This window comes from Nonomuraea sp. IBHARD001 (genome assembly GCF_056106265.1).
This window is the reverse complement of record NZ_JBWBBW010000002.1, coordinates 3,339,905-3,365,423: the sequence shown is the minus strand read 5'-3', so window position 1 is coordinate 3,365,423 and position 25,519 is coordinate 3,339,905. Positions and strand designations below refer to the sequence as shown.

The following is a 25,519-nucleotide window of genomic DNA, read 5'->3' as shown; positions in this document are numbered from 1 at the left end:
AACATGGACGAATCATCCAGTCAAGCGACTGAATGATTCGTCCATGTAAGTCGGCTCAGGCCGCTGCGGTGGCGGCGACCTTGGCCGGGGTGAGGGCGATGTCGAGGACCTCGCGGACGTCGCTCACCAGGTGGATGGTGAGCTCGTTGCGCACGGCCTCGGGGACGTCGTCCAGGTCGGGCTCGTTGCGGGCGGGGATGAGGACGGTGGTGATTCCGGCCCGGTGTGCGGCCAGCAGCTTCTGCTTGGCGCCGCCGATGGGCAGGACCCTGCCGGTGAGCGAGACCTCGCCGGTCATCGCGACGTCGGGACGGACCTGGCGGCCCGACAGCAGCGACGCGAGTGCGGTGGTCAGCGTGACTCCGGCGGAGGGGCCGTCCTTGGGCACGGCTCCCGCGGGGAAGTGGATGTGCACCGAACGGTCCTTCAGCGACGAGACCGGCAGCTCCAGCTCCGCGCCGCGTGAGCGCAGGTAGGACAGTGCGATCTTCGCCGACTCCTTCATCACGTCACCGAGCTGACCGGTCAGGGTCAGGCCGGTGTCGCCGGTCTCGGGATCGGCCAGCGACGCCTCCACGTAGAGGACGTCACCGCCCGCGCCCGTCACCGCGAGCCCGGTCGCCACGCCCGGCACCGAGGTGCGCTGGCGCGACTCGGGGAGCGAGGACTCCGGCACGAACCTGGGCCTGCCCAGGTATCCGGTCAGGGAGTCGTCGCCGACCGTGACGGGGAAGGCGTCGGCCACCGTGACCTTGCGCAGGATCCTGGCCAGCGAACGCTCGAGGGAGCGCACACCCGCCTCCCGGGTGTACTCGGCGGCCAGCCTGCGCAGCGCCGCGTCGTCGACGGAGACGTCGCTCGCGGAGAGCCCGGCCAGGTCGAGCTGGCGCGGCAGCAGGTGGTCGCGGGCGATGGCGACCTTCTCGTCCTCGGTGTAGCCGTCGAGGGTGACGATCTCCATGCGGTCGAGCAGCGGGCCGGGGATCGCCTCCAGCACATTGGCCGTCGCCAGGAAGAGCACGTCGCTCAGGTCGAGCTCGACCTCCAGGTAGTGGTCGCGGAAGGTGTGGTTCTGCGCGGGGTCGAGGACCTCGAGCAGGGCGGCCGTCGGGTCGCCGCGGTAGTCGGAGCCGACCTTGTCGATCTCGTCGAGCAGCACGACCGGGTTCATCGAGCCGGCCTCGCGGATGGCCCTGACGATACGGCCGGGCAGTGCGCCGACGTAGGTGCGCCGGTGTCCCCGGATCTCGGCCTCGTCGCGCACGCCGCCGAGCGCCACGCGGACGAACTTACGGCCCATGGCACGGGCGACCGACTCGCCGAGCGAGGTCTTGCCGACCCCGGGCGGACCGGCGAGGGCGAGCACCGCGCCGCTGCGCCTGCCGCCGACCACGCCGAGGCCCTTGTCCTGACGGCGCTTGCGCACGGCCAGGTGCTCGATGATGCGGTCCTTGACGTCGTCGAGGCCGTAGTGGTCGGCGTCGAGCACCTCGCGGGCCCCGGCGACGTCGTAGGCGTCCTCGCTGCGGTCGTTCCACGGGATGTCGAGCACGGTGTCGAGCCAGGTGCGGATCCAGCCGGTCTCGGGCGACTGGTCGGAGGTCCGCTCCAGCTTGTCGACCTCCTTGAGCGCGGCCTCGCGCACCTTCTCGGGCAGGTCGGCGGCCTCCACGCGGGCGCGGTAGTCCTCCTCCTCGGTCTCGGAGGCGTCGCCGTTGAGCTCCTTGAGCTCCTTGCGCACGGCGGCGAGCTGCTGGCGCAGCAGGAACTCGCGCTGCTGCTTCTCCATGCCCTCCTGGACGTCCTTGCGGATCGTCTCGGCGACGTCGAGCTCGGCCAGGTGCTCGCGGGCCCACTCCACCAGCAGGCCGAGGCGCTCGGCGGGGTCCTCGGTCTCCAGGACGCGGACCTTCTGCGGCGTGGTCAGCCAGGGCGCGTAGCCGGAGCTGTCGGCCAGCGTCGAGGGGTCGTCCATGCCGTTGACGGCGTCGACGACCTGCCAGGCGCCGCGCTTCTGCAGGATCGTGGTGGCCAGCGCCTTGTACTCACGGGCGAGCTCGTCGGTGCGGCCGGTGGCCGACGGGGTGGGCAGCGGGGTGGCCTGCACCCACAGGGCCGCACCCGGGCCCGTGGTGCCGGTGCCGACCCTGGCCCTGCTCACGCCGCGCACGACGGCGGCGGGCTCACCGCCCGGCAGTCTGCCGACCTGCTCGACGATCGCCTCGACGCCGACGGCACCGTACTTTCCGTCGATCCGGGGAACGAGCAGCACCCGTGGCTTGTTGAGACCGGATGCCTGTGCGGCGTCGATGGCCGCCCGCACCTCGGAGTCGGACAGGTCCAGCGGGACGACCATGCCCGGCAGAACGACCTCGTCGTCGAGCGGCAGGACCGGAAGGATCAAGCTCTCACTCATGCGAACTCCAAAGGGTTGAGTTATACCCACTCAATTCTTGAGAGCCTCCGAATGTTCCCGAACTTGCCGACGTTCGCTCACAGCGATCGTAATCTTGTAAGCACAGCGCACCGAATCCAGTCCACAATGTGGACATGTCTTGATATGGTGCCCTCGAATTCGATCTCTGGACACCGGGCAAAGGGCGGTATGCGGCAGGCGAGCGACTTCGAACGACGACTCACGGCGGCACGGGACGAAGGCGACCTGGCGCAGTGCCTGAGCCTGCTGCGCGCGGCCGACTTCGCCCTGCCGATCAGCGCCGAGGCCGCGTCGGGCGCCGAGCCGCCCGCATGGCCGGTCGCGGACGACGCCGAGCGCACCTGGCTGCTGGCCTACACCTCCGAGCAGGCGATGCGCGAGGCGACGGGAGGCGCGGCCGGGCACCATCGTGTGGTGTCGCTGGTGGAGATGGCCGCGGGCTGGCCCGACCCGCGCTGGGGCCTGGCCGTCAATGCGGGCCTCGACCCCTGCTTCCTGCTGGAGCCGGGCACGGTGGCCAGGCTGGCCGTACCCACGCTGGTGCAGGACCACGCGGCTGACGGCTCGCACGCCGTCGTGCAGAAGCTGCTGCGGCCTGGCGACATCCAGGCGCTCATCGACGACGGCCGACCCCGCGTGTCCGGCTACTGCCACCACGCGCTCGACGTGGCGCACATCGCCACGCCCGCGGTGCTCGCCGACGCCCTCCTGTGCGACGACGTGCTCACCGCCGAGGGCGCGGTCAACATCCTGCGCTGGCCCGCGATCGGCCCGGACCTCTACCGCACGCCGTACGGCGGGCGGGACGAGGCGGGGATGGCCGCGGTCGAGGGCTGGGTGGTGGAGGAGGCGCCCTTCACCGGGATGGGCCTGGCGCCGAACGTGGACCAGACGATCAGGGAGTACCTCACGGCCGGTGTCGCGCTGCCGTACGGGGCCGAGATCGTGGAGCTCGGTCACGACGGGGTGACGCGCAGGCGTGCGGTGTACGACGCCGACCTGGGGCACTGGCTGCTGCTGGAGGCGCAGGGGTGAGCGACGGCTACCGCGTGCACTGGCAGGGCGCGGCCTACCCCGCCTCGCCCGAGCTCCGGGCAGACGGCGTGTGGTGGCGGCTGCGCCGCGACACCCCGGCCGACGGCTTCGAGCAGGTGGCGCCGGGGCGCTGGGTCAGGGTCGTGCCGGGCGGCGCGTGCGAGCGGGCGAGCCATGTGACGACCGTGTGCGCCTGGCGGGCCGAGCCCTTCGTCGTCCTGGCCGAACAGGAGGGCGTGCTGCTGCTGGAGTACACCGGCGGCAGGGTCACGGTGGCCGCGGAACTGGGGTTGACCCGCGTCGAACGGGGTGTGCACCGCATCAGAGTGCACCGCGACGAGGTGTCCGGCCTGCGGGAAAAGGTGACCGACCTCTAACCGACCCCTGTCTTCGGGATTCGGGTGAGCGGGCGGCCGTCTCATGTTGTTGGATTGGATTAGTGAGGTTTGTTTACAGTAGAGGGGGCAGTGATATGCGGGGGGCGGACGAGGTGGACCCGGCGGGCCTGCAGGCCTATGCCGACCAGTTGCGCAAGACCTTCGTACGGTTACAGGAAGAGGTCCCCGGGCTGCGGCGCGAGGCGCTGGCCGTCCAGGTGACCGAACGATCGCCCGACGGCCTCGTGACCGTCACGGTGGGGGCCAGGGGCGATCTGGTCAGGCTGGACATCGACCCGCGCGTCTACCGGCGCCCCGATGCCGCGAGCCTGGGCGAGGTCGTCACCGAGACCGTGAACAGGGCGACGGAGAAGGCACGCCAGCGCGTCGTCGACGTGTTCGCGCCGCTGATCCCGGCCGAACAGCTGCGCGCCCACCTCGACGGCGACCTCGACGCCGTCATGCGCGGGCTCGCCGACCAGATGGTGGGCAGGGAGGTCTCCCATGAGCTCCCGTGACGAGACGCTCTACCTCGGACCAGGCATCGAGCACGGCATCAGCATGCACAGCGGCATGGCCGCCGACCTGGACCGGGCCATCGCCGAGGCCGCGGCCGAGCTGAAGGCGCTGCACGCCTCGGCGCCCTGGGGCGACGGCAGCGAGGGCCGCGCGTTCGCCAAGGAGTACCTCAAGCACGACGGCCCGGTCAGGCTCGTCGACACGGGCACGGCGCTGGCCGGCGAGATCAACCGCGTCGGGCCGCTGCTGCGCCGCAACATCGCCGATTCCAGGGCCACCGACGCGGCCATAGCGGGCGACCTCGGCCGGGGCCCGGCCGTCAGGCGGGTGTGAGGACGGCGTGGCAGGTCGCGGCGAGGTCAATCCGCAGACACCCGGCGGACTACCGTCCGAAGGCGCGTTCGCCGGGGTGTCGACAACGGACGTACGCCCGGTGTGGGAGACGGAGGCGCTGCCCGACTGGGCGGTCGACTGGCTGATCCCCATGCTCATGTCGGGCCAGCCCTGGCCCAAGGCCAGCGAGAGCGGGCTGTGGAGGTTGCGCGAGACGCACAGGCAGGCGATGGACGCCTACGCCGCCTCGCTCGAACCCGCGGTCACGGCGCTGCGCACGATCTACGGCGAGTGGGACTCCCCCGCCAAACCGCCGACGTTCGCCAGGATCGCCCAGCTCTTCGACGAACAGAGCGGCGCCATCGCCAAGATGGGCACGCACTACCAGTACGCCAGGCAGGCCGACGCCTTCGCCCTGGAGACGCAGTACTCGAAGATCTCGATCAATGTGGCGTTCTGGGTGGCCGTCGTCGCCATCGCGATCGCACTCGCGGTGTCGTTCATGTCGGCGGGCACGACGACGCCGATGGTCGGCTCGACCGCCGCCGCGGCGCGTTCGATGATCGGGCGCATCCTGGCCAGGCTCGGCATGGCCGCCTCACGCCCCGCCGGGGCCCTGGTCGCGGGCCGCGTCACCACCCTGGCCGGTACGGCGGCGGCCAACCGGCTGGCCTCGGCCGCACTGGTGCACGAACTGGTCGAGGAGATCGGCGAAGAGACCTTCATCGACGCCTTCACCCAGTACAAGCAGCTGCAGATGGGCACACGGGCGAGCTGGGACTGGAACAAGACCCTGGCGTCGGCGATCGGCGCGGCCGGAGGCGCCGTCGTCGGCACCAAGCTCGGCGCGCCGGTCTCCAGGCTGACCAACGCCATGCCCGGCATCAACAGGCTCAACCGCTCGGCCGCGGACCTGCCCGGCTGGGCCAACGCGTTCAAGCGCTTCCCCGGCCGCGTGCTGAACACCGGCCTGAACAACGTCGCCGCCTCACCCGCCGGGAGCTTCCTGGCCAACGGCCTGGTCTACGGGCAGTGGTCGCCGCCCACCGGCGATTCGCTGCTCGGCGGGTTCATGGGGGGCGCCGGGCGTACCAACACGATCAGTCCGTTCAACGCCGATGTGGCGCTGGCGCTGGCGAATCCGGCCGGGACGCTGAACTCGGCGTACGACTCGGCGCTGGCGACCGATCTCGCGCGCGCCCAGCCCGGCGAGGGGCCTTCGCCGGGCGGGGGCACGTCCGGAGGGCCGGTCTCGCCTGAGGCCGGCGCGGGGCCGGGCGGGCCTGGGGGGCCCGGGGGGTCTGCCACGGGGACGAGCGCGGCGGCGTTCACACCGAACGGCCGCCCCGGTACGCCCGCCACGTCCGCGCTCGCCGATCCGACGACCGGCACGGGGTCCGGGTCCGGGTCCGGGTCCGGGTCCAGCAGGACGAACGACACGACCCACCGGGCGGGAGCACAGGCCCCCGAATCCCCCACCCTCGACGTCCCCGCCCAGCGCACACCCCCACAAAACACCCCAGAACACGATATTTCCAGACAAACCCCCAACACCAACGAGCCGAACAACCAGGCGCGGGACGACCAAGCCCGGAACGGTCGAACACAAAACGACCAGACGCGAGACGACCAAGCGCAAAACCGCCAAGCCCAGGACAGCCGAACACAAAACGACCAGGCGCAAGACGACCAGACGCAAGACGGTCCGCCCCAAAACGGCCAAGCCCAGGACAGCCGAGCGCAAGACGACCCAGAGCAGGCAGCCGCTCAGACCGCAGGTCCCGAAGCCCCTGGCACCCCTGGGCCCCCCGGAGCTCCCGCCCCCCAGAACTCGCCCCTCCTACACCCCCCACCCCTCTCCCCCACCGACACCCTCCCCTCCGACATCGACGCCCTCATCAACCCACCCGCCGCCACCGCCACCACCACACTCGCCGACCTAGCCCCAGACCTGGCCCCAGCCCCAGACCTGAACCACGCCACCCGCCCCCCGGTCCTCAACATGGACCCACCCCAAGGCACCCCCCAGCTCCACGCCAACACCACCGACCCCCGCGAGGTCCCCCGCGCCCAGCACTGGGAAGGCATGCGCGTCGCCGCCGTACCGGCCGACGTGGCGACGGGAATCGCGCGCCTCGGCTCGATCCCGGTGCAGGTGCGCAGGATGCTGGTGCCGTGGGAGGGAACGACGCGGGCGATCACCGAGTTCACCGTGCGCGTCTACTACCGCGCCGCGCCGGGCCTCACGCCGCAGGACGTCGCCACCGCGCACGCCAGGCTGCTGACCGGTGTCGACCTGTACTACAACCACCAGCACGAACTGCCGGACGGCTCCCAGCTGCACGTGCGCGCCGAGTTCGAGCCCGCCCCCGGCGACCTGGCCGACGACCGGGTGGTGATGCTGCACCCGGGCACCGGCGATCGCGTGGCCGACTTCGCCGCGTCGGCCGACGGGCGGCGCTGGCACGCGGCGGGCGAGGTGATCGGCACGCCGGTCCGCCAGCTCGCCGCCTACCGGGCCAGGGCGCCCATACACGCGCTGAGCTGGTACGCCGAGATGGACCCCATCCTGTTCGCGCACGAGACGATGCACCTGCTCGGCATGCACGACGAGTACGTCGACGCCCGCGACCCGGGCCGCAGCGATCTCGGCGCGCCGGGCGTCCGGGCCGACGCGGGGCTGCTGGGCCGTGCCCGGCTGTTCTGGGCGTACGGCCCGCCGATGCTGGACCGCGACGGCATGGCCGTGCCCGAGACGGCGGGGCTGCGCGACCGGCATCTGGAGAGCCTGCTCGCACTCGTGCCCGAGGGCACGCCCGCCGCGCCCGTGCCGCTGCTGCGACCGGAACGGCCGCCGGGCGAGGCCGAGCTGTGGACGCGTCCGGCGTTCGCCCTGCCTGCCCAGCTGCCGGGTGACGTGCGGGCGCTGCTGGAGAGGTTCCCGGCCGGGCGGCGTCCGCTGCTGGAGCACGTGCGTCTGCTCGAACGCGTCGACCTGCTCTTCGGCGACGCCGGGCGGGTGACGGCCGGGCACGTGGCCAGGACCGAGGCGCTGGTCGCCCTGGCGGTCGAGGTGCACGGCACCGGGCCCGAGTACTCCTTCACGCACGCGGAGCTGGCCGGGCTCCAGGTCCTGACCGATCTGCTGATCGGCGACCGGCCCGCCGCGATGCCGCCGCTGCGCGCCGCGCTCGCCCAGGTCCTGCTGGGGCTCACACCCGAGCAGGTGACGGGCGCGCACGTGGCGATGCTCGCGCGGCTCGTCGCGAACGTGACGCCCGCGCCGGGCGAGAGCGGCGTCGAGACCGTGGCACGCGCCCTGCGCACCGAAGAGCCGGCGGCGCCCGTGGTCGACTCGGGCGACGTGGAGACGGGGCTCCAGGCCGACACCGGTCCCGCCGTACCCCCTGTCTCTCCCGACGGTGAGCCGTACCCCGGAGCCGACCCGCGTCTGGCCAGGCGGTTCTGGCGGCACCTGATGCAGCAGGTGCGGCTGGAGGCCGAGCGGCGCGGCACCTCGGCGCTGGACGAGTTGCAGCAGTTCACCCTGCAGCGCGCCATCGCCAGGGTGTTCGCGGGCAACCCGCGCGACTGGATGCTCAAGGGCGGCCAGGCCATGCTCACCAGGGACCCGGGCGGCCGGGCGAGCACCGACATCGACCTGGTCAGGATGTCGGGCAGCGCCGACCCCGAGGTCATGGCCGACGAGTACGAAGCGGCGCTCGCGCGTGACCACGGCGACCATCTCAGGTTCGTCAGGGAGTCGAAGGTCCTCATCCTGCACGGCAAGGCCATGCGCATGTCGCACCGCGTCTACTGCGGCGACATGGAGATCATGAGCCTCAGCGTCGACCTGGCGCCCCCGCGTACCCGGCCGGTGTGGCAGGAGCCGGACAGCGTCACCTTCCCCGCGCAGATCGTCACGACCGGTCATCCCGACGAGACCCCGCCCATCCGCGTCATCTCGTTCGCCGACACGCTCGCGCACAAGGTGTCGGGCATGTACACCCACGGCATCAGGACGCTGGAGACCAAGTGCGACGACTGTTTCGCCAAGGGCCTCGACCGGCAGGGCAAGGCGACGTTCAGCTGCAAGTCGGGCGACCTGCCCTATCGCACGCAGGACCTCGTCGACGTGCTGATGATCGTGCTGAACACCTCGTGGGACGGGCCCGACACGCACGCCATGCTGCACGCGGAGTTCGCCTGGCGCATCGAGCAGGGCGAGAACCTCCAGGTGCCCGAGGCGTTCGAGGTGCCGAGCCCGGACTGGTTCAGGAAGTTCGACGACTACGCGCGCACGACGCCCGGCCTGCCCTACCCGGGTCTGGCCGACGCCCTCGCCGTGGCCCGCGCCTTCCTCGACCCGCTGCTCAGCCGTACGGCTCCGCCGCCGGGACGCTGGGACCCGATCATGCGGCGCTGGCTCACCCCCGAGCAGCAGGCGGCGCTGGCCGCACCCGGCGACACGGTCACGCCCGGCGGCAGGCCCGCCGTACGGCACCTGGAGGTGCCCCAGCACGCTCCCGCCTCCGCCGTCTTCGCCGACGCGGCCAGGGTCGCGCAGTGGGACGCGATGGCGGCCGGGGGCCTCGACGCGGCGCTGGAGGAGCTGAAGCGGCGTCAGGACATGACGCCCGCGCAGAAGCTGACCCATGTCACCGACCGCATGATGTACGACGGCGGCCACCCGGAGCTGACCCGCATCCCGGGCCAGGACAACGAGACCTTCAAGCACCTGCGCTTCTACGCCCACCAGCGCGGCGAGCTCTACAGCCACGCCGCCGCGCTGATGGCCGACCCGGACACCACGATCGAGATCGCCTACGAGCCCGACCGGGGTGTCAAGACCTACCAGTGGGACGCCCATCAGGCACATGTGGCCCATACCGGTCCCGTGCCCGACACGCTGACGGCGGCCCTGGCCAACGCCGCCGTCATGCGCAGGCTGGTCAGGGGCGAGAGCATCACGGACGTCGACGAGCAGGCCGTCGTCGACAACCTGATCGAGCTGCAGGCCCAGCCGCTGCGTGACGCGCTCGGGCTGCGCAGGCGCCTGATCGAGGACTACGGCATCGCGCCGCACCGGATCAGGCTGGCCTTCGCCAACACCAGCCAGAAGAGCCACTACAGCCAGTCGCAGTGGATGCGCGCCCAGCTGTTCGCGCTGCAGGCCGTCGACGCCGACCCCGTGCGGGCACGGCAGGCGATGATCGACGGCATGCTCGGCCAGGACCCGGCCGGGCGCGCCCGCAGGCAGGCCAGGGCGCAGGCCGTGGTCGACAGGCTGCGCGCGGCCAACGACGGCTCCGGCTCCTACGCGCTGCTGTGGGTGCGCGACACCAGGGGGCAACCGGTCGGCGGGCGGCACGGCCCGCACCTGGACACCCGCCCGGAGATCCTCCGCCAGACGATCGACGCGCTGCGCGCCGAACAGCCGGGCAGGCGCGTCGTACTGCTCGGTGACGACGTGTTCGCCGGTCGTCCGGGTCTTGAGGACGACTGGCGTGCCGAGGGCGTGCTCGACGGCGTCGACACGCGGACGCTGGTGGAGTTCTGGGCGGCGGCGCGCAACGACGGCGTCGCGCTGAGCTACGGCGAGCAGGGCGTTTTCTTCCACCTGCTGGGCGCACAGGCCGATGTGGTGCAGATCGGCATGGAGAGCGGCGCGATGGAGATGCCGGCGATACTCGGCGTGCCGACGGTGTACTTCGAGTCGCGTGAGCACGACGGCAACAAGGGCAACCGCTGGCAGCTCTACTGGCAGGACTGGGCGTTCGGCCACTCCGAGCAGGTCATCGACGAGCACGGCAATCCGGTGTTCGACCGCAGGCAGCGCCCCGTCACGACCTTCCACGCCTCGGCCACGACGGCCGCGCCGCTGGAGGCGATGGAGCGCCTGCTGTACGGCCCCGACCTGGCCGACCCGAGCAACCGCAGAGGCCAGCCGGTCGCCGTGTACCACCCGGCACGCGTCACCGTCACCATGGACCGGATCGCCAGGCTGGCCGCCACCGGCGAGATGGCCCGCTGGGCGCAGCGTCTCGGCCGCAGCATGCCGCTCGACGGCGCCGCGTGGACGCCGTGGAGCGAGGCCGACTGGAGGCGCAGCGCGTACTACGCCAACCAGCTGCGCCTGTGGCTGGGCGCGCCGACCCGCACACCCGACGAGGTCGGGCGCAAGTGGCTGGCCATCCGGCTGACCCTGCTCGGCGTGCTCGAACCCGGCTTCACCACCGACCAGGAGTACGAAGGCGTCTCCCTGGCCCACCCGTACACCGTGCTGCACATCGACCGCAATCGCCTCGACGCCGACGCCCTGCGCCTGAGCCACGCCTACGCGGCCGAAGGCCATGCCGAACGGGCGGGCGCGGTCGCCTCCGTGCTCACCTCGATGCTCGGCACGCCGGAGTTCGAACGCCGGGCCCTGGCCGACCTGCGTGTCTTCCAGCTCGACGAGGAGGAGGTCAAGGACCTGACCGCCGCCGTGCGCCAGGTGACCTCCCCGCGCGCCGTGCCGTACGGCGAGCGGCTCGACACGCCGATCGCCGACGGCGAGCCGACGCCGCGTCAGGTGCTGGAGAGGTTCGACCCGGTCTCGGCCGGACTCGAACCGGTCAGCGCCGCCGAGGCCGCGGCCCACATCGCCGAGCACGCGGCCACCCGGCCCTGGCTCGCGGCGGCGGCCGGGCTCGATCCCGCGATCCAGCGGGTCCTGGTGGCCGTCGACCGGGGCCAGGGCCACTACCTGTCCAGGCACGAGGGCTTCGCCGCCGACGGCAGGCTGGAGCCCCGCGTCACCCGGCTCGAGGACCCGGCCCAGCTCGATCCGGTACGGCGGGCCCGGGGCGCCGACGCGGTCAAGGCGGGCGATGCGATCCACGGCTGCACCGACGCCGCGACCGCGATCACCGACCCCACCGCTTTCGCCGTCGCGGTGGCCCGCGTCAGCGAGCACCCGGTCGTGCGGGCGATGCTGGACACGCCCTTCGACCCCGACCGCCGTCCCGGGCGGGTGTCGCTGCCGCTCGCGGAGGTGCTCGGCCCCGACGGACATCTGTACGTCGCCGGTTACCGCATCGTCGCCGTCGACGGCAGCCTGCCGCAGGCCATGCAGAACAGGTACGACTGGGTGGTGGCCCAGCGCACGCCGGGCATGGTGAGCGACGTGCCCGAGCCGAGGGCGCGGCGCATGGAGAGCGTGCGCGGCGGAAGCGTCGAGATGTTCTTCAGGCCGAACCGCACGATGACCGGATTCGAGATCGCGACCATGTTCGTCGACCCACCAGCGCCCCTTGGAGGCTAGAGCGATGAAGCACACCGTGCTCGTGCGCGTCTGCGGCACGTACTGTCATCCGGAGGCCGACGAGGACGCCTATGCGGGCCTGAAGCGGCTGGTGCGGCGGCCGGAGGACCGGGAGATGGCGCTGTTCAAGGCGGCGATGCGCCGCGTGCTTCAGTACCCGGAGGAGGCGCCCGCCGACGAGTTGTTCCGCGCGGTGCGCTTCGCCGACGGCAGCGCCGAGCGGTTCCTGCGCAGGGTGTGGCGCGACCTTTATCCCCAGGAGCCGCTGCCGCCGCCTCTGCCCCAGGCCCGTTAGCTCAGGCCCGTCAGCTCAGGTCGCTAGCCCAGCCCCGCGACGATGTCGGCGGCGATGTCACGGGTGAGGGTGTCCAGGGTCTCGCGGTCGTGGTCCTGCGCCCGGCCGGTCGCGGCCAGCAGGCGGGCGACCTCGGGGCGCAGGGCCTCCACCCGGCCGGGCATGGCCAGCACGGCGAAGGCGCGGCGGTTCCGCGGCGACAGCGACGCGGGCGCGACGTCGCCGAGGAAGTAGGCGGCGAAGCCCTCGCCGTCGGCGGGGAAGTCGCGCGCGGCGGCCAGCGGGGTCAGATCGGCGTGGATCTCCCGCAGGTCGACGAGGTCCTTGCGCAGGGCGTCGGTCAGCACCCTGCGGATGTCGCCGTGGTCGCTCCAGTCGGTGACGACGTCGACGACCGTGCGGTGCGGCGTGGTCACTGGCACGCCGTGCAGCGAGGTGATCTCGTCGCCGCGCAACTCGGCCAGATGCGTCCTGGTCGCACGCGGCTCGGCCATCGGCCGCGCGGCCGTGAACACCGTCAGCGGGCTCGGCATCGCACCGAGGCCGTGCAGGGCGCATGCCGACTCGTGCGAGAGCACGGCGTCACCGGGCGCCTGCCGTTCCCATCGGAACACGGCGGGCGCGAGGGCTAGCCAGGCGGCGTAGGGGTAGGCGTACCTGGGGCCGAGCGGGCTCCAGACCACCTGGTGCACGCCCCAGTCCAGCTCCACGATCAGCGTCGAGGCGGTGAACCCGGCCAGCGCCTGCTCGTCCACGTCGATCCGTGACGCCTGCGCCGTGGTGATCATGCCGTTCTGGCGCGCGGCGACGGCGGACAGCTCGGCGAACTGCTCTTCCCACATCATTTCCTCCACCAGGTCCGACGTCGCGCCTTCCCCTCCATCTGCCAACCTAGTCGCTGAAGGCGGATCAGCAGATGATCTTACTCCGCGAACGCGAAGGGCCGTCGACCCGGACCTCTACGGTTTGCTGACAGGGTGTCGTCATCAACTTGACGATGAGCTCCGGCTTTTGTGACACTGCTTTTGTGACACTGTGTCATATCCGCCCCTTCGTCATGGAGCTGAACCATGAGCCCGTTCTCTGAGGTACTTCGCAACGCCACCTGGAGCGACCACGAGTCGGCCGAGGAGGAGAGCTACCTCAAGGAGCTCATGGCGGGCAGGCTGAGCGCCGAGGCCTACGGCGAGATGGTCGCCCAGCACTACTTCGCCTACCTCGCACTCGACGGCGCCGCCAAGACCCTGGCCGACCACCCGGTCGCGGGCGCCTTCGTCTTCCCCGAGCTGTATCGGGAGGAGGCGCTCGTGCGCGACCTGAAGACCGTCTACGGCGACGACTGGCGCGAGCGCATCACGCCCTCCAGGCCCACCCAGACGCTGGTCGCCAGGATCAACCAGGTGGCCGACTGGCCGGGCGGCTACATCGCGCACCACTACACGCGTTACATGGGCGACCTGTCGGGCGGGCAGTTCATCAGGATGGAGCTGCAGAAGATCTACGGGTACGGCAAGGGCGGCGGCGTCGACTTCTACTTCTTCGACGAGGTCGGCAGCCTGCCCAGGTTCAAGACCGCCTACCGCGAGCGGCTCGACGCCCTCGACCTGGACGAGGCCGAGCGGCAGCGCGTCATCCGCGAGACCAAGCTGGCCTACCAGCTCAACACCGAGGTGCTGACCGACCTGCTGCACGTCGTCAAGACCGCGGCCTGAGAGGGCGGCCGCCCCCGGCGTCGGGGGTGGTTTCGTCCATAGAACGTACCAAGACCATCTTCGGGCCTTCGGCCTGTGCGACCATGGGACCATGCCCCGCATTTCGGCCGCCACGATCGGCGAACATCGTGCGCAGACGCGAGACCGCATCATGCAGGCGTTCTCGCGGCTGTCGCGCGACCGGGGCATCGACACGATCTCCATGACGGACGTGGCGAGCGAGGCGTCCATCACCCGGACGGCGCTGTACAACTACTTCCCCGACAAGGCCGCCCTGCTGCTGGCCTTCACCGAGCGGGTCACGCACTACTTCATCGAGAGCTACGAGCGCGGCCTGACCGAGGACGCCTCCCCCGCCGACCGGTTGCGCGTGTTCGTCAGGCTGCAGCTCGACGGCCTGCTCGCCCATCCGCATCCCGGCGCCGCCGACCTCAGCGCCACCCTCGGGCCCGACGCCTACCAGCAGCTGGCCGACCATGTCGCGCCGATGCACCGGGTGCTGGTGGAGATCATCGAGAGCGGGGTCGCCTCCGGCGCCTTCCACGCGCCCGATCCCGCCGCCACCTCGCGCATCATCCTGGCCGTGATCGGCGCCGAGCGCGTGCCGCTGATCAGCGGGTCGGTCGCGGTGGACGAGGCCGAGGTGCTGGTGTCCGGGTTCGTCCTGCGGGCGCTCGGGGCCGGGGAGTAAGGGCATTCTCATGCTGGTTCAAGCGCCGAGGTAGATCAGGACGGCCCGGACGCGGCGGTGGTCGTCGGTCGTGGTGTGCGGCAGGTCGAGCTTGGTGAAGATGGCGTTGATGTGCTTGCCGACCATCTTGTCGCTGACGCCCAGCGCGGCGGTGATGGCGCCGTTGGAGCGGCCTTCCGCCATCAGGGCGAGGATCTGCCGCTCGCGCGGGGTCAGGCGGGTGAGCGGGTCCCGGTGCCTGGTGAGCAGGCTGCGCACCACCTCGGGGTCGATCACGCACCCGCCGGCCGCGACGGCCGCGATGCCGTCGGCGAACTCGCCCACCTCCAGGATGCGATCCTTGAGCAGGTAGCCCACCCCTCCGGCGTCGGTGGTGGCCAGCAGCCTGGCGGCGTAGGCCGTGGCCACGTACTGGCTCAGGATCAGCACCGGCAGGCCGGGCCTTGCCGTACGCAGGGTGACGGCGGCGCGCAGGCCCTCGTCGGTGAACGTCGGCGGCATGCGGACGTCGGTGACCACGATGTCGGGGCGGTGCTCGGCGACGGCCGAGGTCAGGGCCTGCGGGTCGCCCGCGACCGCGACGACCTGGTGGCCGAAGCGGGCGATCAGCGCGGCGAGGCCCTCGCGCAGCAGGAGCGCGTCCTCGGCCAGGACTACACGAAGCACGGCGGCTCCAGGGGAAGCGTCAGGCGCAGGACGGTGGGGCCGCCCTTCGGGCTGGTCAGGGTGAAGGCGCCGGTCAGGGCTTCGGCCCTGTCGGCCAGGCCCGTCAGGCCGGTGCCGAGAGCCGGGTCCGCGCCGCCCTCGCCGTCGTCGGCCACCTCGACGACGAGTACGCCGCCGGTGATCGAGCCCCGCACGTCGACACGTGTCGCGGCGGCATGCCTGCTCGCATTGGCCAGGGCTTCGGCGATCACGAAGTACGCCGCCGACTCCACCTGCGGCGCGAGGCGGCCGGGCAGCTCCAGCTCTACCCGTACGGCCACGCCGAGCCCTCCGGCGAGCTCGGCCACGGCGGCGGGCAGGCCGAGATCGGTCAGGACGCGTGGATGGATGCCCCGGATCAGCGCGCGCAGCTCCGCCAGGGTCGAGCGCACCTCGCCCGCCGCCTGGTCGAGCAGCGGGGCCGCGGCCGCCGGGTTGTGCGCCAGCTCCATCCGGGCGGCGAGCACGGTCATGCCGAGCCGGAGCAGCCGCTGCTGCGCGCCGTCGTGCAGGTCGCGTTCGATGCGACGGCGCTCCACCTCGAAGGCGTCGACCAGACGGGCACGCGAACCGGCCAGCGCCAGCAGCCGCGCCTCGGCGACCGGCGAGAGCAGCGACCTGGCCAGCGCGCACCGCGCGATCGAGGCGAACGCCGTCGTGTAGGCGAGCAGCACCGCCGACGCCGCCAGGGCCAGTGCCGCCCCAGCGGCCAGCGGCACCGCGTCCTCGCCTCCGGGCCCCGCCGCCTCCCGCACCGTGGCGGCCGTCGCGGCCAGGCCGACGACACCGCTCAGGTAGACCAGGGCCGGAAGCGCCCCGAGCACGAGCGCCGCCACGTCCATCACCAGCAGCACACTGGCATGCAGCACCGTGTAGGCCAGCTCCCGCCAGGTGGCGGGCTCGGCGTAACGCGTCCTGAGCCAGGCCGCGACGCCGGGCCGTACCGGCGGGCGATGCGGATCGGCGAACGCGGCCTCGCCCAGGAGCACCACCCGCCGCCGCTCGGCCGCGACCACTGGCCGGGCGAGCACCGGCGCCACCACCACGACCGGCAGCCAGGCCAGCGCCGCCAGCCCCGACACGATCCCGGTGCTCACATACGCCAGGCTGCGCAACGGCCAGGCGGACACGGGCAGGAGCAGAGGGGCGCTGCGCAGTGCGCGGACCAGCGTCATGCCCATCACTGTACGAGGTAGGGCAGACCCCACCCTTTTCACCGGGTGCACGCACTCCTGTGCGACGCCGGATCGGCGGCTTCCATAGGCGCTGACGTGATTCCACTCCGACGGGAGGAAGGGCCGATGGCGAGACGAAGAGGCCGCACCTGGGCACGAACCGCAGCGGCGGCGACCCTGCTCATCCAGGTGCTGACCGGTACGACAACACCCGCACAGGGCACACCGGGCCCCACCCGGGAACCATGCGCGGCCCAGCCGACCGCGCACTGCGACCCGGCGACCCCGGCCATCACCTGGACGCCATGCGCGAGGCAGCCGGCCGTGCAGTGCGGCACGCTGCGGGTGCCCGTCGACCGGGCCAGGCCCGGTGGGCCGGGGGTCGCGCTGGCGCTGGCCAGGCGGCGGGCGGCGGACCCGGCGCGGCGGATCGGTGTGCTGGTCGTGCATCCGGGTGGCCCGGGCGCCGGGTTCGTCCAGGAGGAGGCGGCGGGGTACTTCGGCAAGGAGGTGCTCGACAGGTTCGACATCGTGGGGGTCGACCCGCGCGGCTCGGGTGACAGCCAGGCGGTGCGGTGCTCGGCCGACATCGTACGGCGTGAGCCCCTCCCGGCCCCGCGCGACCAGGCCGACTTCGACCGGCTGCGCGCCTACGTCGCCGACCTGGCGGCCGACTGCAGGCGCAGGACCGGACCGCTGGCCGACCACCTGGACACCGGCGCCGCCGCCCGCGACCTCGACGCCGTCAGGATCGCACTCGGCGAACGCACGATCAGCTTCCACGGCGTCTCGGCCGGAACGCTGACCGGCCGGCGATACGCCGAGCTGTACGGCGCCCGCCTGCGTGCGATGTCCCTGGACAGCGTCCCGGACCACAGCCTGCCCACAGGGCCGTTCCTGCGTGCCAAGGCCGCCGGCGCCGAGGAGGCGTTCGAGGCGTTCGTGCGCTGGTGCGGGCGCGAGTCGAAGTGCGCTCTGCACGGCCGTGACGTACGCGGGATGTGGCGTGAGCTCATGGAGCGAGCCGACCGGGGCGCACTGCGCGACCCGAGCCTGCCCGGACGGGTGATCGGCGACTACGACCTGTCGACCGAGGCGCATCTGGGCGGGCTGATGGAGCCGTCCTACGTCTGGCTCGCCGAGCGCATCGGCTCGCTGCACTCGGGCGGTCCTGGGCCGCGTGGTGTCGTACGCGGGCAGCCGGGTCCCGAGGTGGTCGAGCTGGAGCACCCGGCGCCCGCCGCGTGTGAGGACTGGCGGCTGCGCATCCCCGACCATCGGCGTTTCGCCGTACTCGCCCGGCAGATGCGCCGGGCCGCTCCCCTGATGCGTACCCAGCCGGACACCCAGGCGTTCGCCCTGACCTGCGCCCTGTGGCCGGGCGAGCCGGCCAATCCGCAGCACCGCCTGGCCGTCGCGCCCGGCACACCCGCGGTTCTGCTGATCAACTCCAGGTACGATCCGGCGACCGGGCTCGGGATGGCGCTCGGCGTACGCCGCCAGTTCGGGCCGCGTGCCGTGCTGGTGACCTACGACGGGGCCGGGCACGGCGCCTACGGGCGCACGGCCTGCACCCGGCGCACGGTCGACGACTACCTCCTGCGCCTGCGCCTTCCCCCCGAAGGCACGAACTGCCCTGCCGTCTGGCCGTGAGAACGGCAGCGCCGTCTGACGGAAAACTGTCGGTGCCGACGGATACCTTCTCGATCACTGAGCCGATGTGCCGAGGTCGGTGTGCGAGTTGCGAGGAGGTCCGTCGTGTTCCGTCAGGGCGACATTCTGATCATGCCGGTGGCCGAGGACACCGTGCCCGACCGCGTGCGGGCGCTGCCTTCGGCGCCGCGTGATGCGCGTGGCCGGTTGGTGCTCGCCCTGGGTGAGGCCACCGGCCACGCGCATGCCGTTCCCGGGCCCGGTGTCCTGCTGCTCGATCCGGGCTCCGACCGGCCCGACTACCTGCACCTGCCTTCGGGCGGGCGGATCGTGCACGAGGAGCACGACACGATCGCCCTGCCGAAGGGCTGGTTCCGGGTGGTCAGGCAGCGTGAGTACGTTCCGGGCGCCTTCCGCTACGTGGCCGACTGACCGGCTCGGCCCCTCTTGCCGTACGGCTGACGCGCCGCGCCCTTCCCTGCGCTACGCGTTCGCCGTACCTCTCTCCTTTTCCTTCTCCCCGCCGCCGGTGATCGGGCGATGGGCGCGCCTTTCTGGAGCATGTTCATGACCTCGACCGAAGCGCCGCAGGCGCTCACGCTGGAGCTGGCCGAACGGCTCAACGCCGCCGCTGCGCGGTGGGAGCGTGCGGCGTTCGCGACGGGAGCCGCCGACCGGGAGCGGGCGGAGGCCGGGGTGCGCGCCGCCTACCGGCTGGCCGGGCTGGCCGAGCCGGAGCGGGTGGTGTGGCTGGCGTCGCCCGCCGCGGGCGCGGTGGCCGCCGCCCTGCTGAGCGGGGGCGAGCAGGCCGGACACGTCCTGGAGCGTGCCGGGCTCGCCGACGCGGTCGCCGAGGTGGCGCGGGTGATCGGCTCGACGCCGGTGGGCGCCTCCACCCGGGACGCGCTGCGGACCAGGCCGTGGGAGGCCGCCCGCGCCGAGGCGCTCGACGCGCTGGGCGCGGCGGCGTGGCCGAGGGCGTGGGCGCTGACCGGCGGGCGGTTGTGGAGCCAGGTCAACGGGCTGGCCGGGGAGATCCGCAGGGGCATCGGCGCTCTGGCCGGACAGCCGGTCGGGAGCGAGGAGGGGGCGGCCGCGAGCACCCGAGCAGGGCAGGGAAACCTTCGCCGCGACGAGCGGGAGAGCGAGGAGGGGTCGGCCGCGACCACCCTGTTGCGCGGGGCCACGCTGGATGCGTTGCTCGGCCAGCATGACGCGCCCTGGCTGGCGCTGTTCGAGGGGCTGGCGGGCGGTGTCGAAGGGGCGTTCGTCGGCGATCTGCTCGCCCCGGACGCGCCCGCGTCGGCGGCGGGCGTGGACGTGCGGCCCGAGGGGCTGCTGTCGGAGCGGACGGTGGCCGCGATGGCGGCGCTGGGGCAGGTGGGCGAGGCGGCCGGATGGTGGTGGCCCTACGAGAAGCTGGTCGTGCTGAGCGAGCGGCCCGCCGAGCTGCATCGCGACGATCTCGGCAGGCTGCATCGGGCGACGGGTCCCGCTCTGGCCTTTCCCGACGGTTTCGGGCTGCACGCCTGGCACGGGATGCCGGTGCCGGTGGAGTTCGGGGCGGCGATGGTCGACCTGGACGCCGGGCGCATCCGGGCCGAGAGCAATGCCGAGCTGCGCCGGGTGATGCTGGAGCACTACGGCTACGAGCGCTACCTCACCGAATCTGCGGCCAAGCCGACACACCGGGACGAGACCGGCGTGCTCTGGCGCATCGACCTGCCCGACGACGAGCCCGTCGTCATGGTCGAGGTGATCAACTCCACCCCCGAGCCCGACGGCACCAGCCGGACGTACTTCCTCCGTGTGCCCCCCTCGACCCAGACCGCCCGCGAGGGCGTGGCCTGGACATTCGGCCTCACCAGCGACGAATACGCCCCCGACCGCCAAACCTGACCGTCACCGGCACCGCTACTGCTCCCGCTGTCCCTTCCTCTTGCCCTTCTTGTCGGCGCTGTCCAGTACGCCTGCCACGATGAACAGCCCCAGGGCGGTGAACCACGGCAGATCGGCGATCCAGACCACGACAGGCTGGGTGAAGTCGCCCATGTTGACGGCCAGCTTGGCCAGCGACACGACAATGCCACCGATCAGTGCCGTGAGGGCGAGAAATCCGAGCATGCGATGACCTTTCCCCCAGGACGCAGCCGTCCCGTCACGGCGTCCGATCCGAGCGATCATCGCATGTCAGGCCACCCGGACGGCACGCGCTCCAGCACTCCGCCCGCGAACGTGTCGTACAGCCCCAGCGGCTCCAGATGGACATATCCAATATGACAGTCACACACCGCCAAAGAACACGGACGCGGCCCCAAAGCCCGCAACGCACTCCCGTCATAGAGATTCCCCAACGACTCCCGCACGAAGTGGCAGCGCCGTACCCCGCCGTCCCCGTCGACCGAGATCACACTCTCCCCGGTACGGCAGGCACGCCCGAGGCTGGCATGCGGGGTCCGGCTGAGCGGGAAGAGCGGATCGAGCGCGGTCCAGGGCGCGGCCTCGGCATCGGTGTAGGAACGGCCTTCGGCGGCGTTCACCCACAGATAGACCGAAGCGGGCAGCGCGTCCCGCAGCCGACGGGCGGCCTCCAGATGTTCGGGCAGCCCGACGACACCGACACTGAAGCGCACGCCCAACTCCACCAGCTCACCGCAACGCCCGACGAACCGGTCGAAGTCCACCTGGCCGGGATGATAGGTCGCCCAGAGTGCGAGGCTCCCCAGGTCGGCGCGCTTCAGCCAGGCGGTGCGCGTGCTCAGATTGGTCTGAACCGCCACCTTGCGCACATGCGGCATCAGGCTCAGCCCGATCATCGCCTCCCGGTACCAGGAGCGCACCAGCCCCTCGCCCCACGGCGTGAACAGCACCGAGAGCGCCCGGACACCCGCCTGGTCGCCGACCCAGCCGGTGAAGCGCGCCAGCGCCGCCCGGTCGGCACGCAACGCCTCGACGCTGTCGCGCCGCTTGGCGAACGGACAGTACGGGCAGTCGTAGTCGCAGCTGGCCAGCGGCCCTCGGTAGAGGATGGCGAGGTGCTGCGCCTCGCCCCGGCGCACGGGGTCGGGCAGGAACACCGGCGGCCCCTCAGCGGTGGTCATACGCCTCCATCAACGTCCGCACCCGTGCGGAGAACAGCGCGGGCCCGATCGCGTCGGAGTGGGCGAGCCCCTCGGCCGTGAGCCGCACCCACCCGTCGCCCGGCGCGTCCCGCACCCAGCCTCGCTCCGCGAAGGGTCCCAGGTCGAAGTCGTCGAGCACGTCGGTCCCGAACCGCCCGGTGTAGAGCGCACGGTCGAGGCCCTCGGCCCTCAGGAGCGACTGGATGAGGTGCCTGCGGCGGCGTTCGGCCTCGTCCAGGGCGAAACCGACGTTCGCCCTGGAGAAGTCGTCCTGCCGGACATAGTCGTCGATGATCGCGCGGACGTGCCTGACGCCGACGGCGTACTCGAAGGAGTAGTGCAGCCGCGAGGTGTATGACCTGGCGCCGCAGCCGAGGCCGACCATGCCGTCGCGCTGGCAGCAGTACTCCGTGCCGCCAACCGAGGGCGCGTCGAGGCGGCGGAACATCCGCATCGAAACCTGTTCGTACCCACTGGCCAGCAGATGGTCGCGCCCGGCGCGGTACAGCGTGAGGCGCTGGTCGTCCCACTCGCCCGGTCGCAGGGCCAGCCCGGTCAGCGGCCTGACGTACAGGGGATAGAGGTAGATCTCCTCGGGCCGCCAGGCCAGCGCGGCGTCGAGGGAGTAGCGCCACGATGACTCGGTCTGGCCGTCGATGCCGTAGATCAGGTCGAGGTTGAGCACGGGGATCGCCGCCTCCCGGATGGCGCCGAGCGCGGCTTCGACCTCGGCGCGCTTCTGCGGGCGTACGGCGGCGCGCGCCTCCTCGTCGATGAAGCTCTGCACGCCGATCGACACCCGGGTGACGCCGCGTTCGGCCAGGACCCGCAGCCGGTCGGGCGTGGCGGTCGCGGGCGAGGTCTCGACGCCGACCGGCACCGCCGCCGTGCCCGCCCCGATGAACCGCCCGGCCAGGTCGAACAGCCTGGCCAGCTCCCCCGCCTCCAGATAGGTCGGCGTGCCGCCACCGACCGCGACACTCGCGAACCGAGCATCGGGCAGCGCCGCGCGCACGGCGTCCGCCTGGCGGCCCAGGGCGTCGAGATAGGCCGAGACGAGATCGGCGGGCGCGCCCGTACGGGTGAACAGATTGCAGAAACCGCATCGCATCTCGCAGAAGGGAACATGCAGATAGAGGAAGAGCGCCTCGTCCCGCTCCCCCGCCCAGACCTCCTCCAGCGCCGGACGCGGCTCCAGCGGGCGATAGGCCGTCTTGTGGGGATAGGCATAGACATACCCCTCGTACGCCCTCATGACGTCACACCCCGCTCCAGGACGAACTCAGCGTAAGGCACCGTCCACACCACCTCGTGGCCGATGCGGTGGCCCACATGGCCGTCCTCGCCGTAGGCCGTGCCGTGATCGGAGGTCACGATCGCGAAGCACGGGCGGCGTGCGCTCATCAGGGTCAGCAGGCGGCCCACGTGCCGGTCGACGTGTTCGAGCGCGGCGGCGTGGCTGTCCGGCGTGTCGCCGTGCTCGCGGGTGGCGCCGGGCAGGTGGTGCCAGTTCGGCTGGTGCAGCGCCGAGACGTTGAGCAGCAGGAAGATGGGAGCGCGCTCGCCCGTCAGCAGGCGCTCGGCGCAGGCGATCTGCCGTTCGAAGGAGTCGGCCGCGGTGACCCCGAAGCCGGGCTCCCAGTGCGACTCGCCGAACAGGCCGGGCAGCGTGGAGCCGAGCGGGGTGAGCTTGTTGAAGAAGCCGACACCGCCGATGCAGACCGTACGGTATCCGGCGTCGGCCAGGCCGGCGGGCAGGTCGGGCGCGTCGAACACCCAGGTGCCCCCGGACGTGGTCTCACTGCCGGGAAAGCGCGCCGCGAACAGCCTGGGATGCGGCCCCGGCCCGGCCGGCGTCGGCAGGAACCCGGCCAGCATGGCGGCATGCGCGGCATAGGTGAAGCTGCCCGGCGTGTGCCGCCGCTCCCAGCGCCCGCCCGGCAGCACGGCGGCCAGCGCCGGCAGCCTGCCCTCGGCGAGCAGCCGGGCCGCCACGTCGTAGCGCAGGGTGTCGAGCGTGAGCAGCAGCAGGTCGTGCGTGCCGACGACCGCGTTCATGTCGGGAGGCGCGCTCATCGCGCCCACCCCGCCAGCTGGGCCTGGTAGGCGTCGAGCCCTTCGGCCCCGCCCCCGTCGAACCCGGTCAGACCGGGCAGCAGGTCGCCGAACGCATTGACCTCGGCCACGGCGAAGCGCCGCCAGTCGGACCCGACCAGCAGATCGACGCCCACGGCCGGGCTGCCGGGGAAACACGAGGCCGCCCGCGCGCACACCCGCAGCGCCTCCTGCCACCGCGCGGCCCCGAGCCTGGCCCGCACCTCATCCAGCGAGCCGCGCGAACCCCCCAGGTGCAGATTGGTCATCGGACCGCGGCTCACCCTGGGCACGGCATGCGTCGGCCGACCGGCCACGACCAGCACGCGCAGGTCGAACGTCCCCACGCCCAGCCCCGCCTTGGGGAACCACCGCTCCACATGCGGATGCTCGCCGCCGAGCGCGTCGACGAGCGCCCCGGCCTCACGATCGCCGTCGTAGTCGCGCACCCGGAGCGAGTTGTACGGCCCGGCGGGGGTCAGCTCGACCGAGCTCGTCGCCCTGACCCGGTGGCCGTGGATCCGCAGCGCGACCACGCCGGAGGCGGAGGAGCCGTGCGCCGGTTTGACGAACACCCGGTGGCAGTCCGCCTCACGCATGGCCGCACGCAGCTCGGCGTAGCCGCCGATCGGACCGGGCAGCGCATCGGGCACGGGCACGCCTTCGGCCAGCAGCCTGGCATGACACAGGCGCTTGTCGAACAGCACGGCGGCGTCGCGGGGATCGGCGAGCAGCCTGGCGCCGGGCGTGCGCTCGACGGCGGCCTCGATCCGGGCGAGCCCGGCCAGGAAGGCGGCGTACCAGGCGGGGCCGCCGCCGACCCGCGCCGGATCGCCCGGACCTCTGAGCAGCGCGTCGGCCGCGGCGTCCTCGCCCGGCGAGTCGACGCGCACGAGGGCGTCCCGCGGCAGGTCGAGCGGCGTCCCCGCGAGCACGTCCGTCCAGGCGAGCACCTGCGGCGCGGCCAGGCCGAGCGACTCGGCCGCGGCGGTGAACAGGGTGACCCGCCGGTCGCCCGGCGTGCCGACGACGACGAGCGGCGCTCGCACGCTCACTCCGACACGGCGACGAAGCGTCCCTCGCCGTCGTCCTCCTGCTGGTCGGTGAGGTCGACCCGCACGCCCGCGAACGCGGCGCGCACCCGCTCGGCCATGGCGTCGGTGAGGTAGTGGTGGCTGAGGTCGAGCGAGGTGAGGTGGGTGAGCGGCTGACCGGCCAGCAGCGCCTCGGCGCCGACGTCCGACAGCGTGCCCATCGACAGCGCGAGGGAGTCCAGCCTGGCCACGACAGGCGCGGCGGCGACGGCCTCGGCGATCTCGTCCTGGATCTCGCTGTCCTGCAGGCCCAGGTGGCGCAGCGCGGGCAGCCGCTCGCCGCCGAGTATGGGGGCCAGGTCGGCGACGGTGGCGTCGCCGTTGTACTCCTCCTCGCCGAGCCACAGCTCCAGATGGGTGAGGCCGGGCAGCGTGCTGGCCCCGACGGCGGCGACCACGCCCCTGGGCAGCCCGCCGCTCTCGAACGACAGCACCTCCAGGTGCTCGTGCACGACCGGGTCGAGCCGCAGCCCGGCGCTGCCGCGCACCTCCAGGCGGCGCAGCCGGGGATAGGCGGTGAGCAGGGGGGTGATGTCGTCCTGCTCGATCCAGGAGATCTCCGACTCCTCCATCGTGATGTCACCGAGGAAGATCGCCTCAAGCGAGGTCAGCCTGCCCGCGGCCTCGACCAGAGGACCGATCGCGACATCGGCCCGCACGTCGTCCCAGCCCGCCCCCCACCAGCCGATCACGATCGCCCGGATCGCCGAGGCGTCGACCGAGTCGAGCAGCAGGGCGAGCTCCTCGGCCAGCGTGGGCCCGCTCTCGTCGTAGGGCGCCGCGGCCACCCGCCAGGCGACCGACGAAGGCGCCGGAGGCTCCTCCAGGCCGGGATCGAAGGCGACCACCGGCAGGCCGTGGAAGCTCTCCAGATACGTGTGCGGCATCGCGACTGCTCCTCGATGGAAGGGGAGCACCAGTCCTACCAGACATCGGCGACAGTTCCCGAAACGGCGTAGGCAATGATGATC

21 protein-coding genes are annotated in these 25,519 nt (G+C 72.3%); 11 read left to right on the top strand and 10 right to left on the bottom strand.

From position 1 onward, the window contains the following. Positions 1-55: 55 nt before the first annotated feature. Positions 56-2,416: an endopeptidase La gene (lon, locus tag ACTWNK_RS17520; RefSeq protein ID WP_474305056.1), complete on the bottom strand. Its 2,361-nt coding sequence runs from the start codon at positions 2,414-2,416 to the stop codon at positions 56-58. Positions 2,417-2,605: 189 nt separating this feature from the next. Here lon and ACTWNK_RS17515 point away from each other — a divergent pair, with 189 nt between their 5' ends. From ACTWNK_RS17515 to ACTWNK_RS17490, 6 genes are all read left to right on the top strand, one after another. Next, positions 2,606-3,472, top strand: coding sequence for an SseB family protein (locus tag ACTWNK_RS17515; protein ID WP_474305055.1), 867 nt, complete (start codon positions 2,606-2,608; stop codon positions 3,470-3,472). Beyond that, the gene (locus ACTWNK_RS17510; RefSeq protein WP_474305054.1) at positions 3,469-3,849 is read left to right on the top strand and encodes a hypothetical protein; all 381 of its coding nucleotides are present in this window, start codon (positions 3,469-3,471) and stop codon (positions 3,847-3,849) included. The genes ACTWNK_RS17515 and ACTWNK_RS17510 overlap by 4 nt, the downstream gene beginning before the upstream one ends. Positions 3,850-3,944: 95 nt before the next feature. Then, positions 3,945-4,367, top strand: coding sequence for a YbaB/EbfC family nucleoid-associated protein (locus tag ACTWNK_RS17505; protein WP_474305053.1), 423 nt, complete (start codon positions 3,945-3,947; stop codon positions 4,365-4,367). Beyond that, positions 4,354-4,701 (top strand): hypothetical protein, encoded by a 348-nt coding sequence (locus tag ACTWNK_RS17500; protein ID WP_474305052.1) that lies wholly within the window; start codon positions 4,354-4,356, stop codon positions 4,699-4,701. The genes ACTWNK_RS17505 and ACTWNK_RS17500 overlap by 14 nt, the downstream gene beginning before the upstream one ends. Positions 4,702-4,708: 7 nt before the next feature. Beyond that, complete coding sequence (locus ACTWNK_RS17495) at positions 4,709-12,007, top strand: nucleotidyl transferase AbiEii/AbiGii toxin family protein (RefSeq protein WP_474305051.1); 7,299 nt, start codon at positions 4,709-4,711, stop codon at positions 12,005-12,007. 4 nt (positions 12,008-12,011) lie between these two features. Further along, the gene (locus ACTWNK_RS17490; RefSeq protein ID WP_474305050.1) at positions 12,012-12,302 is read left to right on the top strand and encodes a hypothetical protein; all 291 of its coding nucleotides are present in this window, start codon (positions 12,012-12,014) and stop codon (positions 12,300-12,302) included. A gap of 23 nt (positions 12,303-12,325) precedes the next feature. On the opposite strand, the gene ACTWNK_RS17485 is transcribed toward ACTWNK_RS17490, so the two are convergent. Continuing rightward, a complete protein-coding gene (locus tag ACTWNK_RS17485; RefSeq protein WP_474305049.1) occupies positions 12,326-13,147 on the bottom strand; it encodes a hypothetical protein in 822 nt (273 codons plus the stop codon). Between the two features lie 225 nt (positions 13,148-13,372). On the opposite strand from ACTWNK_RS17485, the gene ACTWNK_RS17480 reads away from it, so the two are divergent. Further along, positions 13,373-14,014, top strand: coding sequence for a biliverdin-producing heme oxygenase (locus ACTWNK_RS17480; protein ID WP_474305048.1), 642 nt, complete (start codon positions 13,373-13,375; stop codon positions 14,012-14,014). Between the two features lie 91 nt (positions 14,015-14,105). After that, positions 14,106-14,705: a TetR/AcrR family transcriptional regulator gene (locus ACTWNK_RS17475; RefSeq protein WP_474305047.1), complete on the top strand. Its 600-nt coding sequence runs from the start codon at positions 14,106-14,108 to the stop codon at positions 14,703-14,705. A gap of 18 nt (positions 14,706-14,723) precedes the next feature. On the opposite strand, the gene ACTWNK_RS17470 is transcribed toward ACTWNK_RS17475, so the two are convergent. Next, a complete protein-coding gene (locus ACTWNK_RS17470) occupies positions 14,724-15,371 on the bottom strand; it encodes a response regulator transcription factor (protein WP_474305046.1) in 648 nt (215 codons plus the stop codon). Continuing rightward, a complete protein-coding gene (locus ACTWNK_RS17465) occupies positions 15,359-16,585 on the bottom strand; it encodes a sensor histidine kinase (RefSeq protein ID WP_474305045.1) in 1,227 nt (408 codons plus the stop codon). The genes ACTWNK_RS17470 and ACTWNK_RS17465 overlap by 13 nt, the downstream gene beginning before the upstream one ends. A gap of 126 nt (positions 16,586-16,711) precedes the next feature. On the opposite strand from ACTWNK_RS17465, the gene ACTWNK_RS17460 reads away from it, so the two are divergent. The 3 genes from ACTWNK_RS17460 (at position 16,712) to ACTWNK_RS17450 (ending at position 20,137) form a co-directional block, all read left to right on the top strand. Next, a complete protein-coding gene (locus tag ACTWNK_RS17460; RefSeq protein WP_474305044.1) occupies positions 16,712-18,238 on the top strand; it encodes an alpha/beta hydrolase in 1,527 nt (508 codons plus the stop codon). 105 nt (positions 18,239-18,343) lie between these two features. Further along, positions 18,344-18,670 (top strand): hypothetical protein, encoded by a 327-nt coding sequence (locus tag ACTWNK_RS17455; protein ID WP_474305043.1) that lies wholly within the window; start codon positions 18,344-18,346, stop codon positions 18,668-18,670. A gap of 135 nt (positions 18,671-18,805) precedes the next feature. Then, positions 18,806-20,137, top strand: coding sequence for a DUF6745 domain-containing protein (locus ACTWNK_RS17450; protein ID WP_474305042.1), 1,332 nt, complete (start codon positions 18,806-18,808; stop codon positions 20,135-20,137). A gap of 15 nt (positions 20,138-20,152) precedes the next feature. Here the strand turns inward: ACTWNK_RS17450 and ACTWNK_RS17445 are convergent, their stop codons facing one another. From ACTWNK_RS17445 to ACTWNK_RS17420, 6 genes are read right to left on the bottom strand one after another with little or no spacing between them, the layout of a single operon-like run. After that, positions 20,153-20,362 carry a hypothetical protein gene (locus ACTWNK_RS17445; protein WP_474305041.1) on the bottom strand — a complete coding sequence of 70 codons (210 nt, stop codon included), beginning with the start codon at positions 20,360-20,362 and terminating at the stop codon, positions 20,153-20,155. Between the two features lie 56 nt (positions 20,363-20,418). After that, the gene (locus ACTWNK_RS17440) at positions 20,419-21,339 is read right to left on the bottom strand and encodes an STM4011 family radical SAM protein (RefSeq protein ID WP_474305040.1); all 921 of its coding nucleotides are present in this window, start codon (positions 21,337-21,339) and stop codon (positions 20,419-20,421) included. Further along, positions 21,326-22,615: an STM4012 family radical SAM protein gene (locus ACTWNK_RS17435; RefSeq protein WP_474305039.1), complete on the bottom strand. Its 1,290-nt coding sequence runs from the start codon at positions 22,613-22,615 to the stop codon at positions 21,326-21,328. The genes ACTWNK_RS17440 and ACTWNK_RS17435 overlap by 14 nt, the downstream gene beginning before the upstream one ends. Beyond that, positions 22,612-23,436, bottom strand: a complete 825-nt coding sequence (locus ACTWNK_RS17430) for an STM4013/SEN3800 family hydrolase (protein ID WP_474305038.1) — start codon at positions 23,434-23,436, stop codon at positions 22,612-22,614. Before ACTWNK_RS17430 ends, ACTWNK_RS17435 begins: the two co-directional genes overlap by 4 nt. Then, positions 23,433-24,503, bottom strand: coding sequence for an STM4014 family protein (locus tag ACTWNK_RS17425; protein WP_474305037.1), 1,071 nt, complete (start codon positions 24,501-24,503; stop codon positions 23,433-23,435). The genes ACTWNK_RS17430 and ACTWNK_RS17425 overlap by 4 nt, the downstream gene beginning before the upstream one ends. 2 nt (positions 24,504-24,505) lie before the next feature. After that, on the bottom strand, positions 24,506-25,435 hold the full coding sequence (locus ACTWNK_RS17420) for an STM4015 family protein (protein WP_474305036.1): 930 nt from the start codon (positions 25,433-25,435) through the stop codon (positions 24,506-24,508). Positions 25,436-25,519: the final 84 nt, after the last annotated feature.